11 protein-coding genes and 1 pseudogene are annotated in these 18,810 nt (G+C 64.7%); 9 read left to right on the top strand and 3 right to left on the bottom strand.

Going from position 1 to position 18,810, the window contains the following annotated elements:
• The 7 genes and pseudogenes from ACLJT4_RS41075 to ACLJT4_RS41045 all read left to right on the top strand — a co-directional run.
• A pseudogene (locus ACLJT4_RS41075) lies at window positions 1-127 on the top strand (IS701 family transposase); the annotation flags it as partial.
• Between the two features lie 435 nt (window positions 128-562).
• A complete protein-coding gene (locus ACLJT4_RS41070; protein WP_411130194.1) occupies window positions 563-3,997 on the top strand; it encodes a DUF6603 domain-containing protein in 3,435 nt (1,144 codons plus the stop codon).
• Between the two features lie 33 nt (window positions 3,998-4,030).
• A complete protein-coding gene (locus tag ACLJT4_RS41065; RefSeq protein WP_411130193.1) occupies window positions 4,031-6,439 on the top strand; it encodes a hypothetical protein in 2,409 nt (802 codons plus the stop codon).
• 117 nt (window positions 6,440-6,556) lie between these two features.
• On the top strand, window positions 6,557-10,570 hold the full coding sequence (locus ACLJT4_RS41060; RefSeq protein WP_411130192.1) for a discoidin domain-containing protein: 4,014 nt from the start codon (window positions 6,557-6,559) through the stop codon (window positions 10,568-10,570).
• A 17-nt stretch (window positions 10,571-10,587) separates the two neighbouring features.
• Window positions 10,588-11,136 carry a hypothetical protein gene (locus tag ACLJT4_RS41055; RefSeq protein ID WP_411130191.1) on the top strand — a complete coding sequence of 183 codons (549 nt, stop codon included), beginning with the start codon at window positions 10,588-10,590 and terminating at the stop codon, window positions 11,134-11,136.
• Window positions 11,133-12,986, top strand: coding sequence for a hypothetical protein (locus tag ACLJT4_RS41050; RefSeq protein ID WP_411130190.1), 1,854 nt, complete (start codon window positions 11,133-11,135; stop codon window positions 12,984-12,986). Before ACLJT4_RS41055 ends, ACLJT4_RS41050 begins: the two co-directional genes overlap by 4 nt.
• Window positions 12,987-13,219: 233 nt before the next feature.
• Complete coding sequence (locus tag ACLJT4_RS41045; RefSeq protein WP_411130189.1) at window positions 13,220-15,772, top strand: phosphatidylinositol-specific phospholipase C; 2,553 nt, start codon at window positions 13,220-13,222, stop codon at window positions 15,770-15,772.
• A 198-nt stretch (window positions 15,773-15,970) separates the two neighbouring features.
• Here ACLJT4_RS41045 and ACLJT4_RS41040 read toward each other — a convergent pair whose 3' ends face one another.
• Window positions 15,971-16,435, bottom strand: a complete 465-nt coding sequence (locus tag ACLJT4_RS41040) for a hypothetical protein (protein ID WP_411130188.1) — start codon at window positions 16,433-16,435, stop codon at window positions 15,971-15,973.
• Between the two features lie 54 nt (window positions 16,436-16,489).
• The gene (locus ACLJT4_RS41035) at window positions 16,490-17,494 is read right to left on the bottom strand and encodes an integrase core domain-containing protein (RefSeq protein WP_411130187.1); all 1,005 of its coding nucleotides are present in this window, start codon (window positions 17,492-17,494) and stop codon (window positions 16,490-16,492) included.
• Window positions 17,495-17,500: 6 nt separating this feature from the next.
• On the opposite strand from ACLJT4_RS41035, the gene ACLJT4_RS41030 reads away from it, so the two are divergent.
• On the top strand, window positions 17,501-17,884 hold the full coding sequence (locus tag ACLJT4_RS41030) for a hypothetical protein (RefSeq protein WP_411130186.1): 384 nt from the start codon (window positions 17,501-17,503) through the stop codon (window positions 17,882-17,884).
• Between the two features lie 270 nt (window positions 17,885-18,154).
• Here the strand turns inward: ACLJT4_RS41030 and ACLJT4_RS41025 are convergent, their stop codons facing one another.
• On the bottom strand, window positions 18,155-18,322 hold the full coding sequence (locus ACLJT4_RS41025; protein ID WP_411130196.1) for a hypothetical protein: 168 nt from the start codon (window positions 18,320-18,322) through the stop codon (window positions 18,155-18,157).
• Window positions 18,323-18,333: 11 nt separating this feature from the next.
• Between ACLJT4_RS41025 and ACLJT4_RS41020 the strand changes: the two genes are divergently transcribed.
• Window positions 18,334-18,693, top strand: coding sequence for a DDE-type integrase/transposase/recombinase (locus ACLJT4_RS41020; protein ID WP_411130195.1), 360 nt, complete (start codon window positions 18,334-18,336; stop codon window positions 18,691-18,693).
• Window positions 18,694-18,810: the final 117 nt, after the last annotated feature.

Here is an 18,810-nt window from a genome sequence, read left to right as displayed (position 1 = left end):
GCGGATCCGGCCCGCCGGACGCGAGATCCGCAAAAACACCGCCGGACCGGAGCTGCCCGTGCACTGGCTGCTGGCCGAATGGCCCGCCACCGAACCCGAACCCGTCCAGTTCTGGCTGTCCAACCTGGGAGTTGCCGCTGTTCCTGCCTGCGGCGTCGTGCTTGTCGTAGCCGAAGTGATTCGCCCTCCAGCCCTGACTCCAGCACCCGCTGGTCGGCTTGACACGCCCGCTGCTTCCTTCAGGTTAAGCCATTGCTGTGGGCATGTGTGCCCGGTGGCGGTATGCGGGGGGGCCGTGCATCATGAAGTTGATATCACGGTCATTGAACGTGTGCGCCCCGGTCATGATCGTCTGCGGCAGAGCCAAGGCTCGAGGACCGGGGCGGCAGACCGCGGGTCACCGTCGATGGCCCGGCCGCCCCGCCGTCACACTGCTTTCCCGAATGACATGGGAAGCATTGGAAGCGGCGGAGCTGAATCCACGTCGTCGCTGGGTGCCCGTATCGCCTGAGCGCACCCTCCGGTTTCGTCCACCCCTGATCCTGCCTAAGAGGGGTTGTCCATGCCTGAAACAGCTGAGGAAGCCGGGCTGTTGCCGGTCGAGCAGAATGTCCGGCCCGGTGAAGCCGTCACTTTCCGGTACACCGTTCCGTCCGTTTCCCCGGGTCATCGTGTGGCTGTGTATCACAGTGGCGATGCGCCGTGGGTTTCTGGCGAGGAGAACTACGGCTACCTCCATGATGTGGAGCTGGATCCTCAGAACACGAGTGGGTCCGTGGTGTTTCCCGCGGGTTCGTTTTGCGCTCCTGGCGAGTACCGGGCTCTTCTCCTCGCGGATGGCTTCGAGTGGCTTGCGCAGGCCCCCGCGACGTTTACCGTCACCGAGCAGGATCCAACGCTGGACGTAATCCAGGCAGTCGTCTCACCTGGTGCCACGATCCGGTTCAAGTACAGCACCCCGGTCGCCAACCGCAGGAACTGGATCGGCCTCTACGCCGCAGATCACGCGCCTGAGGAATCCGGTGTGGATCATGGTCTTCCCCTCTGGGAGGATTGGGTGTACGCGCCAGACAGCAATGGCGAAGTGCGAATTCCCGCGCCTGTGCAGGAAGGGGAGTACCTCGGCTTCTTCTTCGAGGACGACGGGTACTTCTGGCTGACCGAAGCGGGTGTGCCTGTCACGGTACGAGGTGAGGAGGCTCCTGGGGACTCATTGCAGTGGCTGCTGCGGCGGGCCGGGGCCCCGGACGCTGCACCCCCGCGCCCGTTGGTTCCAGCGCTCTCCGATCTGACGGTGCACAGGGAGACGGAATCCGACTTTGCCGCCACTGCCCATGCTGCATCTCCTGGGGGCACGGACGCGCACGTGGTGGTGGTGCGCACCACGGTGGACGGGCGAGCTGCCGACGTCGACGGCAGCCTGTCGGGCGTACGGCACGTGCGTTCCGCGGTGATGGCAGTGGTGGAGGCCGGGACGGACCTGGATGCTGCGGTGCTGCCACTCCTGGGCTTGGTGCGCGGTGCGGTGACGGTCCCGCACGTGCGTTTTGTGTATTGTTCGGCCGCTTTGTCCGCAGTGGAGGTTGAGGGGGTGAACGCGGTCATCGGCGGGGGACTGCCAGCGGGTACGCCGCTGCTGCCGGTGGTGGAGTCCGGTTACGGTGCTGGCTGGTCGGCGGTGGTGACTCACCAGGCATCTGGAGCCGAGCCCGGCCTGGTGGCGGTGCCGTGGGACGGAGAGGCAGCCAGCTGGTACGCCGGGCCGGTCAAGGCGTCGGCCTTGCGGTCCTCGACTGCCGGTCGAGGAGCGGTGGAGGTGCGGCAGGGACCGGTCGGCGTCGATGGTGTGCGGGCCCGCTTCCAGGAGGACGGGCTGCATGTTCATCTGGACTGCACGGTGCAGGCGGGGACGCTGCAGTTGGTGCCCGAGCGCCTGGGCTTTGCGTTGTCCCTGGAAGGTGACGGTTTCGTCCCTCGGGTCACGCTGGAAGGAGCCGTCGTCACGGGTGGCGGGGAGCGGATCACCGTCGACGGCCCGCTGGGGCTCGAGGACGGCACCGGGAGTTCTGTTGCCCTAGTCGGCACTGTCGCTGCGCGGATCGAGCTGGTTGTGGGCGAGCCGCCGTTGTCGCTGCCGATGTCGGCCTGCTGGGTGCAGGAGGAGCCCGGCGAGCCGGCCGCGTTGCTGCTGTATGCCGAGCAGCAGGCCGCGGGGGGGAGCGGTGCCGTGGCCGGGGGGCTGTATCCGATGGCCCTTTCCGGTGTATCGGCGGGGTTCGGCGCGCACACCGACCTGCGGCTGCCTGTGCCCGGTGCTGAGGGGACGTTCCCGCTGGTGCAGCGCCTGGACACGCCCGCCGGGGAGCCGGCTCTCACTGCGCGGCAAGTGCTGGATGTGCTGCGGAACGGCCAATGGCTGGTCGTACAGCAAGGCGGCTGGTGGATGGCCGGCGGTGTGGAGTACAGCATCTACGGGTACATGCATGCGCGCGGGCTGCTGGCAGCGGAGACGGCCGGCTCCGGTGGCGTAGTGGCCCGGGGCCGCGAGACCCTGCGGTTCCCGCCCACAAGGACGCTTGTTCCCACCGCGCATGTCAATACCGACTATGTGCTGCTGCAGAACGCGGATCAGGGGCTGCTGTACTACGACACCACGGCTGGCCCCGGGTCGTATTTCATGGACAGTGCCCTGCGCATCGACGGGGGCGTCAGCCTGCAGCTGTGGACGCACGGTCCGCAGGCGGGTTGGTTCGTGCTGTCCGCCGGCGGCTACCACCCCAACTACGGGGGCGGCGGTCGGCCACTTCCGCGTCCGGCCCCGCTGGGGTTCTCCTGGTCGCCGGGCGGGGGGATCACCGCCTCCGGGCAGATCTACGGTGCGGTCACCAGCAATACCTCGATGTTCGGCGGACGGCTATCCCTGGACTATTCCTCAGGGGGGGGAGCGATCGGCGTCGATGTCCGCCTCAAGGCCTGGCTCGCCCTCCGCGTCGACGCGGTTTCCTCGTGGAAGCCTTTCGCCGTCCACGGCACCAGCGGCTTGCGTGTGGGCGCTGAAGCCACCGTGAAGGTCCTCTTCATCCGCGTCCGTGTCTCCGGCGAGACCGGCGCCGACCTGGAATTCTGGGGCCCGCGCTTCGGTGCTTCCGTCACTGTCAAATTCTGGTTCATCTCCTTCACCCTTCCCATCGGCAACAAGCGTCCCTCCATCCCCGGCATTACCTGGCCGGAGCTACTGGTACAGCTGCACCGCCCGGTCTCGATCGGCTTGGAGGACGGTCTCCTGGCGGATGCCGCCCCGTCCGAGATCACAGCCCGCGCCCGCCGCGGCGCGCCTGCCCTGGTCTCCCGTGACGGCTTCACTCTCACCGTCGACACCGCTCTCCCCCTCACCCTCATCACCCTCAACGGCCAGGCCTACACCCTTCCCGACGGCAGCTTCCCCGACTACGGGCCCACCCCCTCTATCCGTCCTATGCGCGCGCCCGCCATTACGGTCGAAGCCCGCATCACCCTCACAAAAGACGGAATTCCCTTCGAGCCCCACGAACAGCGCTGGCACACCGAACCTGTCACCCAGCGCCTCCCCAATGCCCTCTGGGGCCCCCTCCCCAGCAGCCCCAACGCCCCCCTCACCGAAGAGCCCCTTCTCGAAGAACGCCCCACCGGCCTGCGCATCACGGTTCCCCCGCCTGAGACCGGCACCTCCACGGGCCCCGTCACCGACAGCACTCTCGCAACGGAACCCCTCCCCCACGGCAACACACCTCTACGCGACCCGGACCCCCAAGGCCCCCGCCCTAGCACCGACCCCCACACTCTGGACGTCATCGCTGAGACCATCGCCACCCTCACCACCCACACCGACCGCACCACCCTCCACCGCCATCTCACCACCCACATCCCCGCCCCCAACACCAACCCCACCACCTACGCCGCCCAAGCCCCCCACAGCCACACCCACCCACCCCTCACTCTGACCACCCCGCAACGCTGAGACATATCGGCCCGCACGGAGGCAGGAACGCTCATGGCCGTCAAGCCCTTGGGTTCCCAGGACGAGCCGGAACTCGATGTCCTCTTCATCGACTACGCAGAACCGCTGGCCAAAGCCGGCACGTACACAGTCCGTGCGGAACCAGTCATCGAGAAGGACGGCAGCCCGATCTGGGAGGGAGAGGACGACCGCCTGCAGCCGGTCGAGGACACCTACGAGGTCCACGCCGCGCGCTTCTACCTCGACGAGGCCTCAACCCAGGCTCTCTATCCTGCCCGCAACATGTCAGGTGATTTCGGGCTCGTCCTGCCGCACATCGCCCTCAGGCAGCCCACCCTCCCCTGGGGAAGGTCCATCAGACCCCAGCCAGCCGGCACGGAGCGGGGCACGGCCAGTGAGGCGCCGTGGATGGCACTGCTGGTGTTCATGGCAGAGGAACTGCCCGACAACCCCGCGGGCGAAGCAGTGCACCGGCCGGTCAAGGAACTCATCTCCCCCGAAGAAGACAACGTGGCCGGCCCGGATCTCCGCCTGGGGGCGAACAGGGTCGTGGACGGCATGCTGGACGAGGGGGTGTCCGAGGAGAGTGCAGCCAGCGACTGCCGGACCATCGACGTTCCCGCGCAGCTGTTCACAGCCATCGCGCCCACCGAGGAAGAGCTGCACTATCTGGTCCATGTCCGCCGTGTCACCCCGCACGGCCAGGTTCTAGGGGGAGGGGAGAAACTGGCCGAGGGCGCCTTTGCGGTCGTGGCCGCCAACCGCTTCCCTTACCTGGAGGGCCCCTACGCCGCCCACCTGGTCTCCCTCGAAGGCCATCGGAACCACCTTCTGCCAGGAGGCATCGCGCCAGGCAAGGACCGGGTGCGGCTGTGCAGCCTGAAGTCCTGGGTGTTCCACCACAGCCTCGACGACGATCTCGATGTCCCCGGTCTCCTGCAGAACCTCGCCGCACCCGGCGGCCGGGCTGAGCCCGAGCCCGGCGAGGAGCCCCCGGACCCGGAGACCATCGAGAACCTCGCCCTGCGCCTGCCGCCCCCGCCTGAACCCGAGGACGGCTCGGACCCCGACACCTTGCAGTACGTACGGGAGCGATTCCGGCACGGCTACGTACCCGTGCCGCACACGCTGCCCTCGGGGGAGCTCAGCTTCGGCTGGTACCGCGGCCCTGCCACCCCTGTCACCGCCCCCCGCATCCAGGAAGGGCCGGACCGATGGCCCTACCCTCCCGGCCCAAGCCATGGCGGCCCCCCCACCACCGCCGACCACGCCCTGGTCCACGAGCCCGCACACGGGATCTTCGATGTCAGCTACTCAGCCGCCTGGACCCTGGGCCGCACGCTGGCTCTCTCCGACGCCGAGTACGCCGCCGGCATGGTCCGGGCCCGGCGCGAACTGGCCAACCTCGACGCCACGGTGCTGGCCCTGTCCGCCGACCCGCACCGCTCCCTGGCAGACCCCGACGCCCCGCCCGGCACACACGCCCTGCGCGAACTGGCCTCCCCCGGCTTCGCCCAGTCGCTCCAGCAGGCCCTGAAGCAGCCGACGGCTCCTCAGCAGCCCCTCCCTGGACCACTGCCCCGCCCCGTGCCCGTGACCGCAGACGAGGCCCGTACCCGCCGCGCCGAACCACGCCTCACGGCCCTCGTGCACAGCGCAGCCGACCAGCACGCCGCCGCATACGCCGCCTGGATCGACCGCCTGGCCTGGCTGGAAAGCGTCCCGTTCTCCTACCTCGTGCCCCACTCCCAGCTCCTGCCGCCGGAGTCCCTGCGCATGTTCCGTATCGACCCCGACTGGGTCGAAGCCCTGCTCGCCGGAGCCGCCAGCATCGCCGTCAGCACCTCTCAGGACGCGGATCTCGCCCTCTTCCTGCAGCAGGCTCTCGCTCGTACGCGCACCAACACCGTCCCAGCCGCGGGAGTCCTGATCCACTCCGGGCTCGTGGCAGCTTGGCCCGACGACTTCGACATCATCGCGCGGCAGGACGGCCGGCGTATCACCGAACTGCGGCGCGACCGCCCCGCCGACAACATCCTGCTCTGCCTGTTCGACCAGGTACCGGACGAGCTGTCCATCCGTGAACCCGGCCAGGGCATCCATTTCGGCCTCGACATCGAGGGCGGAAAGGAAGTCATCAGCCTGCGCAGACTCACCCCAGACACGGGCTCCGGCGAAGAGATCGGATCCTCGCTCCAGAGCTGGTTCCCCGCCCCCGGCAGCGGGGACACGGTCTTCACCCGATACCTGCGCGAAAGTCCCGCCAGCCCGCGCCGCATCCTCAACCTACGGGGAGCTAGCACGTTCGTCGCCGACCTCGCCCGGGCCCTCGCAGAGGCCGATTCCATCCCACGCACGGACCTCGCCCCAGGCGAACTCGCCCTGGAACTTGTCAACTCCCCCATCGAACAACGGCTCATCACCCGGCGACAGGCCGAATGACCCCTTTCCGCTCCGCTCTACCAGGGTTCACCGTCCCGAAGTCCACACTCCAGATGTCCACCCGGAGAAGGCATGAAGACCTCACAAGACAGGGCCGACACGGACCTCATTGTCCCCGTGGAAGTACACGCTCTGACCGCCAACGAACTGGTCCGCAAGGATCCTTACTGGGGGCGCTGGCAGGCCCAGTTCGCCAACATGATCGACTCCAAAGACCCCGCCGAACCCACGCCCTGGGAATCCAAGGAGCAGCAGGACGACCCGAACTTTGAAGGCGTCCACGTACGGTGGCAGCTCCCCGAAGCCCTGGTCAATGGTCTGTACAACGAGACCAGCGGCGAGACCGAATTCCCGCTCGTTCCCAACCGCTGGCTTGTCGTGCGGTACGCCCGCGTGAAGCGCCCCTTCGACCAAGACTGGGGCCCGCTGACTGCAGCCGGCTGGATCATCCACAGCGACTACATCGCAACCGACTACACAGGGAACGTCGAGTACCCGCCCGATGGCGGATATCCGGAGAAGACCCCGCGCGGCTCGTTCTACCTCAGCCCCCGCGCCAACCCTGCTGAGGAAAACCCCGATCTGCATCAGGTGCGTGTCGGCCGCGTGCAGGAACTCCTCCCCCGCCGCCCCTGGCAGGAACCCGGGGCAGAGGTACCCCTGTTCCTCACAGCCGTGGGCCCGGGCCTGCCCGGGTTCTCCTCCTACGCCCCCTACCAGGACAAGATCTTCGGATTCCAGGACGTACTGACCGACCTCAAGAACGAAGCCGATGCCTACCCGCCCCAGGCTCAGCTGAGTTACTGCGTGCTGGGCTGGTACTCCCAGGAAGACCAGGACATCCTCCACACGGCCGCCGATATTCCCGGTCTGCTGCCGCCCGATGCCTCCTGGCCCGGCAGCGTCCTGTCGGCCCTGGGCTGGGCAGTCGCCGACGTGGTCCCGGAAAGCCTGGAGCGCACTCTCTACCACGGGACAGCGCTCGGTGTGCAATGGAAGCAGGACGGCCCCATCCCGGTCTCTGAGAAACCGTCCGACCCAAGAGAGGTCCAGGTCGCCTTCGGCCAGAGCAGCGCCGAAGCACTGGGAGCTCTGCCCACCCCGTCCGGGGACGCCCGTACCGGGCGGCTGCTGCAGGCCCTCTACCACGGCACACTGGACACCTTCGACGGCCCCGATGGCGAAGAAGACCTGGACGAGGTCACCCGGCGTTCCTGGTTCTCCCACCAGAGCGGCGGACACACCTGGCAGGTTGTCCCCCAGCCCACCCAGGACGGAGCCCCGGTCGCCCCGCCGGAGCAGCCGGACTGGCTCCACGAGCTCAACGCCAAGCAGGCCACCTACGACCGAGAAACCCACCGGCTTGCGCACGTCCAGTGGCGCCTGTGGTCGGTGTACTGGCTCAAAGACCTCCCCACCGTCCCAGACGAATTCCACGAGAAAGCACCGGCACTGCTGGAGCAACTGAGTCCCGAGGTCGTTGCACTGCAGGAGGACGTCACCGGTCTCAGAGAGCAGATCCCGCACGGGGACACTCCGGACGAGCTCCAGGCGTCCATCGACGAGTTCACCAGCCGGCCCGGGCACACACTGCCCGAGGGCTCGGAACTGCGGCGCACACCCCGCCAGCCCTTCCACTATCCGTCCGATCCCGCCATCGTCTTGACCAACACCGGCTCCCACAGACCACTCGCCCGCGACCCCGACGACCCCCTCCCCTGCCGGCTGGCCGGCGACCTGCTGACTGGAGCCCGCATCGGTGAAGGATTCGTCCCTGCACCGCCGGCTCCGCTGGAGCCGCCGAGCACCCTGGTAGGACTGCCCGCGACAGCCCTGCCGCTGCTGTCCGAGTTCCAGCTTCTCGACCAGGCCGTACGTACACCCGCCAGTAACGACGAGACCGCGCTCGACGACCTCATCAAGGACGAAGGCCTCGCCGACGGGCTCCTGCCGGAATACCTCGCCCGCTGGCAACAGCCCTGGCTGCCCATGTACCTGGAGTGGGACATCCGCTACTGCGCCGTCCCCTACCACGACGACAACGGATACAACTGGGCCTTGGACAAAACACCAGGAGAGGACTCCTACCGCTACCACTGGCTCAAGTCAGGCGCCGAAGCGGGGAGCGACTCCGAAGGGAACCTGCGCTTCAACATCTTCAAAAACCGCGCCTTCCTCGCCCCCTCCGCCGCCTACATCATGCGCAACGAGCTCAAGCGCTACATCACCACCTGGCCCCAGGCAGCCGCCCTCGACTTCAGCGCCCTCAACGAGGCCCTCACCGAGTCCAACAGTGTCCTGTCGCAAAACCTCGACGGCTTCAACGACTGGCTCCTGCAACGCAGCGGCCTGGCCCAGCTCGCCGCCCCTCCACAAATCGCAGCCCTGACGGGTGACGACAACCACTCACCCGCACCGCCCTACCTCGGCGAGGAACATTTCCAACCAGTGCGCGCCGGGTACTTCTACGTCCGCAACCTGCGGATTGTCGACCAGTTCGGCCGGACTTTCGAGAAGGTTTCCGACGACTACGAGGCTGACTACTTCGGCTTCGAACCTCACCGTGCCCTGAGCGTCCGCCCGGAACATGACCTCTACGAAGGGGTGCACGGGCCACAGCGGTACCTCACGCTCCCGCCCTACATCCTGCAGCCCACGCGCGTCCGCCTCGAGCCCCCGGAACCCAGCACAACCGGCTACGGAAACATCACCGGATGGCTCATGCACAACCACATCGACCGCACCCTCATGGTCTACGCACCCGACGGTAGCCCCCTGGGCGAACTCCGGGAAAACACCACCCCAGAGGGACCGAAGACCGAGTGGTACCCGCTGCCCCACGCCCCCTACGCACACCCCCGAGAATTCGCCAGCAGCCACCCCGATCTGGCGGACTTCCTTCTGCATGTACTGTCCGAACAACCCGACAGCATCGCAGGAGCCTTCCGCGCCCTCCTCGACGTCATCGACAACGGCCTGTCCACCACGTTGGACACCGCCGCACAGGCCGACAGCATTCCCGCACGACTCACCGGCAGACCCGTCGCCCTCGTCCACACCACCCTCGGCTTGGACCTCGCCGACCCCCCGGTGAACGACTCGAGCTGGGACGAAACACTCCAGCCGCCCAGCCAACAACCACACATCGGCTACCTGTGGCCCATCCGCCTGGGTTCCCCAAACAGCCTCACGGACGGCCTTATCGGCTACTACTCCGACCCCACCACACCCGGACGCATCGACTACACAAAACTCCGTACCGACCACACCGACAGCTACGACACCTACCTCACCCCCATCGGCAACGGCAAAGACCTCGAACTCCCTGCACGCCCACCGGAGCAACCCCAAAGCCGCCGCCTGGCCATCCTGGCCGCCCCCCACACCGCCATCCACGCCATCACCGACATCCTGCCCATCCACGCCTTCACGCTCGACGCCGATGCCGTCCACCAAGCACTGACCCGCATCCGGGCGTCCTTCCGTCTCGTCTCCCTCCTCGCCCCCGCCCGCGCCAGCGGACAACTCACGGCCGACACAACCATGGACACCGCCGAGCCCCACACCATCCTCAACATCCTCGACAACAGCCTGGCCACCTTCTATCGCAGCCAGACCCGTCCCGAAGCAGACAGAGACTCCATCACCCTCGACCTCGGCGACGCCCACACCATCACCCGCATCGATGCCTACCCCGGCACCCCTGACGGCCGACTCCTGTGGCCCGAGACCATCCTGGAATACGCCATCCACAAGACCTCAGCGTGGGTCCCACTGGCCAACTGCCCACCTCAGCAAGAAGAACTCCACTACTCGCTCCCCGAGAACCAGCCCGTGACCGCACGGTACGTGCGCCTGCGCATCCTCAAGCCCGAAAACCACACCGACCCCGTCGCCCTGAGAGCCTTCACTGCCACTACCACCCCACCCCACCACCACCTCGTTATGCCTCAGCCCTCCGCCCGGCACGGCACATGGCACTGGGCACAGCCCACTCCCGACGACCCCGCACGCTGGACTGAACTCCCCCTTACACCCGCCGACACCCAAGCCCACCCCGACGACCCCCTCCCCACCGCCCGCACCGGCTACCTCCAGCTCACCCCGCCCACCGACACCACCCCCACCTGACCCCCGGAGCGCCCGCCATGACCACTCCCACCCCTCTCCTTCCCATCACCCTGACCACCCAGCCCGCACGCCACACGCCACCCCCCTCCGACACCCCACCCGCCCGCCACCGAATCAACTTCACCATCGGCACGCCCACCAGCACCCTGCCCATGACCCAACCCGTCCACTGCGAGGACATCACCCTCTGCCTCCCCACCGGAATCGCACCCACCGACCTCCTCGCCCCCCAAGCCGCCCCCCACATCACCGCCGTCCTCCCTTACCCCGGCAACGACGTCCCCGGCTACAGCTGGACCGCACGCATCACCCGCACCCCCCACCAAACCCTGATCACCTTCCGCCCGGAGGACCCTCGCCCCGCCATCACCGCCGAACACCCCCTCATCCTCGGAATCCAGAACATCCCGCCCCACCCCACCCCCGGCACCACCACCATCACCATCACCGAAACCACCACCCCTACCCCCAACACCACTTCCACCCCCAAACAGACGCGCATCACACTGGACAAAGAAATACTGACTAGCCAACAGCACCCGACTACGCACCAGGACACGCCATGACCATCTTCCGCAACTACGGCGACGACGCCCGCCTCCACTGCGTCACCGTCGCCGACCCCGAACGCGTCGTCATCACCAACCCGGCCGAAGCACCAACTCAACGCACAAACACCTTCTACTTTCAAATCGACACCCCACGCCCGGAAACAGTCCCCCAGTACGTGTACTGCAGGAAAATCGTCATAAAAATACCCTCCGGAGAAGGAGAAACCGACCTCACCGACGGCCCAATCGGCCCCATCAGTTCGCAGCGGCCACCCGAAGGGATTGGCACGCCAGGGTACAGCTGGAGAATGGATAAGACCTCCGACAGCAACAGTATGTTCGTCTGGACATGCACCCCGGAGGGGGATGACGACCTCCCACCCAAGGTTGCAAGGTTCCCTGGAGACAGAGCGTGCGTATTCACGATCGGACCCGTAAAAATCAACTCCGAAGCCGGAACTGCCGAAATAGTCCTGGAAGAAGAAACCGCAACATCCCCGAACGGCCAGTTCGAAACTAGAACATCCCGCATCCCGATAGAAAAACAGGACGGCAGCTTCTTCCTCCGCAACTTCCGCCCCGAATATTCCCTGATCGAGCGCGGAACCAGCCCCACCCTGATATGGGAAGCCGGAACAGCCTCCCTCACCATGTTCCAGGACAACCACGTTTTCGGCGAAAATAGCCCCAACCGCCCAAGAACACCCCCATGGACCAGCCCCATACCCATCGACGACAGCACCACCTTTACCCTCCTCGCCGAAACACAACGAGGCACCAGGAAAATCCAAGAAATACTCACCACCATCGTCAAAGTAAAAGAACCCAACATCAACGCGCACAACCTCACCACTACAGGAAGCTCGCTAATAAGCACCGGCGGAGCAATCAACTTCACGGCACACGCCCTCAATGTAGCGTTTTATAATCTTGATAACATACTGGACGGAAAGGACACCACCTTCGCGTTGAGCGCCATATCCAAACCGTTACAAAACGCGAGTATCACAATCAACCTGAGCCGGCCGAGCCAGGCCGGACGGGTTCGCATCACCCACGGCGACCCCACCGGAAATGCCCGGATCCAGTTTGGGGTAGTCGAATACCTGCCTGTCGGGACTCAGGATTGGATCACTCTCGGCGCGATTACGAATCAAATGGCGGTTTTCGACGAATTGATAGAACAGGATGTGAATCCGATCCAATCTGTACGCGTGAGACTACAGGATGGACAGAGTTCCGATTTCGAAATCCGGACAGTGAAAATCCAGGTCCCCGAACCCCTCCCTTCCGGTCGCGCTCTGTTCGGGGCAGCCGGAATCGCCATAACAAGCCCATGCACAATAACGGGCCCGCTGACGGCCGAGGACGTCCGCTATATCGGGGCCAGTGATCTCCGCATCAGCGCCTCTAAGGACCTTCACATCGACGCCTCTGACGACCTCCGCATCAGTGCCTCTAAGGACCTTCACATCGAGGCCAGCAGTAACGACCTTATCGGCGACCTTAATGTCAAGGCCTCTAATTTGGCGTTCTCCGGAAAGTGTGGACTACTGAGGCCGCACCAAGTAATCAAGGCGGCTGTACAGCCGGGAGAGGGCTGGATATCTGCAGTTGCACCTTCGGACGGTATGGCAAGCCTTAGCACTTCCGATATCACAGTGCACGCCAGGGTGACCAGAGGCATAATTCCTCCTTATACTGTCGTACTCAATTGGTACGAGAGAACGGGATGGCTGCCGGTCGAACGCGGCGAGAGGATCCAATTCCAGCACGTATGGGATCAGCCAGCAGGACTAGCACGCACTGTGTCTATAGATTGGGTCCCTATTGGATCGGACGAAGGAATTCTCTTTGATCAGTGAGCCTCTTTCATCTTGAATAGTTGCAGATAAGGAGGGTGTCAGGGCCAAAGGCCTAAGGCCGGACTGTATCAACCCACGGAATCCCCTCACGTCGAGCTTATACATCAGGCTCCGGGTGACGGAGCCCCACGAGTCATCAGGCGGCGAACACGATGCAGCCTTACCAACCTCGGCGCCACCAATCTTACAAATGACCAGTTCCAACCCGCACCAGATGGATAGAGGGCATCATCATGAGTGAAAGCCGTGAAATGCCGCAGGAAATTGAAGGCATCGCTTCACCCTTCTCCCCAGACCAAGGACCTGAGATCACGGAAGAAGAACGGATCTCCTCGCATCCCATGGGAGAAGATGAGGAGGACTTCCTGCGTGGACAGGAACCGCTCGAATTCACGGGAACAGAGAGCATGCCGAAAGTTCCCGGCGGACAAATCCAGTCTGGACTGAATAACTGGATGTCGGGAGTTCCCGATTCCACTAACCTCAAGGATATGACGATACCGGGAACCCATCAGACATGCGCACAGGAAGACGACACTGCATTCGGACTTGGGCGTTGTCAAGGTCAAAGTCTAGAATGGCAGCTCAATAATGGCGTACGATTTATTGACATCCGATGCTATCTCCGGTACCCCTTCGGTGTTATTTTCGAGATTTTTCACGGTAGCATCGATCAGCACCTCACTTTCAGTGACGTTCTCAACGTATGCAAGGGTTTCCTCAGCAGAAACCCCAGCGAGACCATCCTGATGCTACTTTCGGAAGAAAGGTCAAATTATCCCAACGATTTCCGTCGAACGTTCAATGATTGGTACCTTAAGCATCTAGGCTGGGAGTCGTTGTTCTACGACCTGAATAACACGTCAAGGATCCCCGACTTGGGAGAGGTTCGCAACAAGATCGTCCTATTCTCCAATCAGCCCTACCTTGATATGGGACTGAATTTCGGCAGTGGGCTCTTTGACACCCAGAACGACTGGAACGGTCCTTCACTCGACAGGAAAAAGAACGCTGTCCAACAGCAACTGTACAAAGCCATGAACGCATCGCCACCCAGGCAAGAGATGTACATCAACTACACCAGCGCCACCGGGCCCGGCCTTAGTAGAACGCCTTGGGGCTTCGCCAAGGAGCTCAACCCGTGGACTCTCGCCAAAATCAACGAGAGCGGCCACGGGCGTCGCTATGGCGTGATCTTGATGGACTGGGTCGACCGCCCCAACGGCCTCACCAGCGGCGGCTATGTCAATATGATGAGCACCCTCGCCCTCTGTAATCCACTTACCGATATTCCCCGCACAAACAGCATCCGATACAGAGGCGCCGACAGTCAGGATCATCTCCTGAAAGGGGGCGACGTTTTCCTTCTTTATTGGATGTCAGAAGCGAATGACGGTTACTACCAGAACAACGTATTTTACCCCGTCGGCCTATGGGAAGGAAAGGATATGAGCGGGAAAAAGAAAGCAACAAAGGAGGATGTCGTACAATTTCGATTCAATGCTCATCACCCCTACCTCGACAGCGGTTCCCTGCAAGGAGTTCCTTTGGAATACCGAGTCGGCAATTCCTCGTGGCGCACCCCAATGCAAAGAAAGGGGGCAGAATATTATTTTGCGGCGACAGGCGATAATACTATGCGGTCGATCGAAAGGGCATACTTGTACGGCGATCCGCACGTTACCCGATTCGCGCTCCGCATGGACATAGTTGGCAAGGGTGATTCGTGGATCTCGGCAGATCACTACACGACAAGCATCCGGATGCGCGACACGGAAGGTCGGCGCGCCTATCTCGTTGCCGTGCATTACGGTGACACACCGGGCGACCCGTTCGGCTCCAAAACAGTCTTTGAACCCATTTCACGCCAAGAAATGCTCGGGCCAGTTCGCACCAAAGAGGTCGAACACTGGACACGCAGCACCACCGGCGCAGGTAGCTGGACAAAGATGGATACGGGCCCGAGCTGGCGCACCGAATACACACCAGCTATCGCCTCCTACAACGGCAGCCTACACGCCGTCTTCTGCGACAGTGAAAACAAGCTGATGTGGACCAGCTACAACGGCACCTCCTGGACCACTCCACAGCAGATCCGCGACTTCAGGTCGCAGGCGCAACCGGCACTGGCCGTCTGGCAGAACAAACTGTTCTGCGCCCACCTAGGCATGGACGATCCATCCGTTTACGTGAACTACTATGCGAAATACGATAACTACCAGGACTGGCACGAGGCCCAGAGAACACCCCTGACGTCCTTTACCGGCCCTGCCTTGGTTGCCCTCTCTGATGGTCTCAACGTAGTGGCGCCTCGTCTATTGTCTCTATCACCAACTCGCATTTACATCTATCGTGTAGGCGGCGATGGTAACTTGTGGGGCACCGAAACGGCTGTGCTTGACGTACAAAATTTCTTCCCCAAAACCGTACGCTCGCCCGCAGCGTGCTACACCGGAGAGCGTCTGCGAATGGCACTCACCGAAACTGACGACGAGATCCTCATCGGCACACTGCTTGACAAAGGGACATGGGACCACAGGAGCACACAAGGCGAATCGTGGCACTGGCGCACCGATAGCGGCCCGGCAATGACCACCGACGGCTCAAAAATGTGGCTCGCCCATCGCGGCGGCGCAGGCTACATACACGTCAGCGAAGGCACCCCCACCCCCGACGGCACCAGTACTAGCTGGGGCGCCGTCAGCACCATCCACCAGGTAAGCAAAGATGCGCCCGCACTCACTCTCCACAACAACACCCTGCACCTCATGTTGCTGGCGAGTTGATGCCAGTTGTCGACTCGGGAGAGCATATCTGAAAGATCGTGTAAGTCCGCGATATCTCGGGTGTCGGTCTGGCCGGCGATACGACTGGCCTTGGTGCCTTGAGTTTGATCTGCCGACTGTCGTGTGAGGTCTCGGGACTTTGTTGACAACTTGGTCTCAAGACATCGGTGACGGTCTCAGGTGATGGTGGACACCGCGTCAGAGTTTAGGTGAGTGGATCTTTGCTCTGAACCGGGTGACCGGGTGCTGGTTCTTGCGCGGGTGCAGCGCGAGGTCGGCGCCGTTCAGGGTGATGCGGAAGTAGGTGTCCTCGACGTGGACGATGACGATCTCTCCGGCGTAGGTGCGGCCGACGCGGAGCCGTTGGCGGGCGACCATGATGACGCCGTCGGTGGGAACCTTGCGCTCGACCCGGACCGCACGAGCGGCGGGTGCGGGTAGTTCGCCGGTGCCGACTCGGGCGCCTCGCAGCCCGGTTCGCTGGTCGGCTTCGAGTGGCGCGGGCAGGGTCTTGGCGAGTACGCCGTCATGGACGACGTGCATCAGGTGCCCATCCAGACGCAGTCTGACGCGCTGGCCGGCGAGTTCGTATCCGACGGTCACCTTGGCTTTGCCGAGGCTGGCGACACCGCTCAGGTCGACCTTCCGGTCGATCTCGATCACCGTGCCGGGCTCCAGACGGCCCAGCCTGCTTGCGGCAGCAGCCGCAGGTGGAGGTCACGCCCAGACGGCCCCGCGCATCGAGAGCTCGTGCAGATTGCCGGCGTCCAGGCGGGAGGTGGCGCTCCTGACCAGCTCGCCGTCGATGACGATGTGGACCGTGTGCTCGTCGGCCCACACCCGTGAGCGGCGCCCCGCATAGCTGGTGCCGAGCCTGACCCGCTGAACGCGGGGCAGCACGCCGACGATGCCGGTGGCCGCGACGACTGCCTCGAACTCCACCGCCGGTGCCGAGGCCGGAATCAGCATGGCGACGGGCGCCGCGGGCTCGGCCACGGTGGACGGCTCCGCAGCCGTGGCCGGAGCGGCGACAACGGTCGGTTCCGGTGGCGGGTTCGGCCGGAACCGGCTGGCGGGGGTGGCCATGTCGAGGGCCTGGTGGGGCCGCGCCGTGTTGTAGGTGTGCACCCAGGCATCGACCGCGGCCTGGGCCGCGGGCAGATCGTTGAACGGACCGGAGACGTCGAGCAGTTCACGGCGCAGGGTCTGGTGCCACCGCTCCTGTACGAACCCGTCAGCCACGGCCCGGCCAGACGGCACCGCTAGGACGGTGGCGATGACGACGAACCGGGAGTGATCGTCGATCCCGGCGAGCATCTTGCACTCGCGGCCGTCGGCCAGGAAGATCCCGCCGACCAGGTCCATCTGCCACAGATGCATCGGCGTCTCGCGCTGCCACCGCTTGTACTTACGGCGGTGTTTCTGCTCCTGGCGCCGGATGAGCCCGTTGCGCGCCAGGACCCGGTGGACGGTCGCCCGTGACGGTGCGGTGCCAGTGCCGGTCCGGGCCACCTCGAAGGCGATGCGGCGGGCACCCCAGCGGGGGTTCGCCCTGCGCATCTCACACACCAAGGCCTCGACCTCGGAGGGAAGCCAGGTCGGGCTGGTACGCGGGCGCCGGGATCTTTCCCTCAGCCCTCCCAGCCCCTCCCTCTCTGTCAGCCTTGGGTGAGACGTCCCGCTTCGTCGGGTTAGCCTGAGAGGGTACGACAGGAGAACCACCCCCTCATGACCAGCACCACCCCCGCCGGATCCGACCCGGCTCCGCGGCCGAAGCGTCGCACTTTCAGTCCCGAGTACAAGCTGCGGATCGTGGCCGAGTACGACGCCGCGCCCAAGAACGAGAAGGGCGCGGTCCTGCGCCGCGAGCGTCTGTACCACTCGCACGTCAAGGAGTGGCGGGCCGCGCGGGATGCCGGGGCACTGGAGAAGCTGGTCGACAAGCGGACCAGCCCGGCGAGGCCGAAGAAGCCGGCTGCCGAGGCGGAGAACGAGAAGCTGCGCCGCCAGGTGGAACGGCTGGAGAAGGAACTGGCCCGGAACAAGGCCGCGCTCGAGGTCATGGGAAAAGCTCCCGCGCTCTTGGAAATGATCTCCGAGGGCGCGGACTGAGGACTGCCGCCGACCCGGTGGCCGACGACGCGTTCGCCGGCATCGAGGGCAGGCTGGGCGTCACTGCGGCCTGCCGGCTGACCGGCCGCTCCAGGGCCACCCACTACCGCCGGTTGCGGCCCCCGCCGGAGCGAAGGCCCAGGAAACCGCAGGTCAGCCCTCGGCCCTCACGTCCGAGGAGCGGGCGGCGGTCCTGGAGCTGATGAACACGGGCGAGTACGCCGAACTCCCTCCCGCGCAGATCTGGGCTCGCGAGCTGGATGCCGAGCGCTACCACTGCTCCATCTCCACGATGTACCGGATCCTGCACGAGAAGGGGCAGTCCGGCGAGCGCCGCCGCCAGGCCACCCACCCGGCGAAGACGGTGCCCGAGCTGGTCGCCACCGCACCCTCGCAGGTGTTCACCTGGGACATCACCAAGGCGGCCGGGCCGGTCAAGGGCTTCTGGTATCACGCCTACGTCATCATCGACATCTTCAGCCGCTACGTCGTCGGCCGTCGAGCGGGCCGAATCAGCGGTGCGGACCGAGGAGTTGATCCGCGAGACCATCGCCCGCAACGGCATCGCGCCCGAGACCGTGCACGCCGACCGCGGCACCTCGATGACCTCCAAGAAGGTCTCGCAGCTGCTGACCGACCTCGGCGTCACTCGGTCGCACTCGCGGCCGAAGACCTCCAACGACACCCCCTACAGCGAGGCCCACTTCAAGACCACGAAGTACATGTCCGACTACCCCGAACGGTTCGACTCGCTGACCCATGCCCGCGAGTGGTTCGACGCGTTCATCGCGTACTACAAGGGACTGTAAATAGAACGGTGTAACTCCGATCATGGAGGATTGCACCTGTGACCAGCGAGAACATAGCCGCGGAAGCGTCCGGGGACGTGGCCGTGGAGACGGCTCCGTCAGCGGTGGCGGACGAGA

Source organism: Streptomyces sp. x-19 (assembly GCF_046549115.1).
GTDB classification, from domain to species: domain Bacteria; phylum Actinomycetota; class Actinomycetes; order Streptomycetales; family Streptomycetaceae; genus Streptomyces; species Streptomyces albulus_C.
This window is presented reverse-complemented; position numbering and strand designations above follow the sequence as displayed.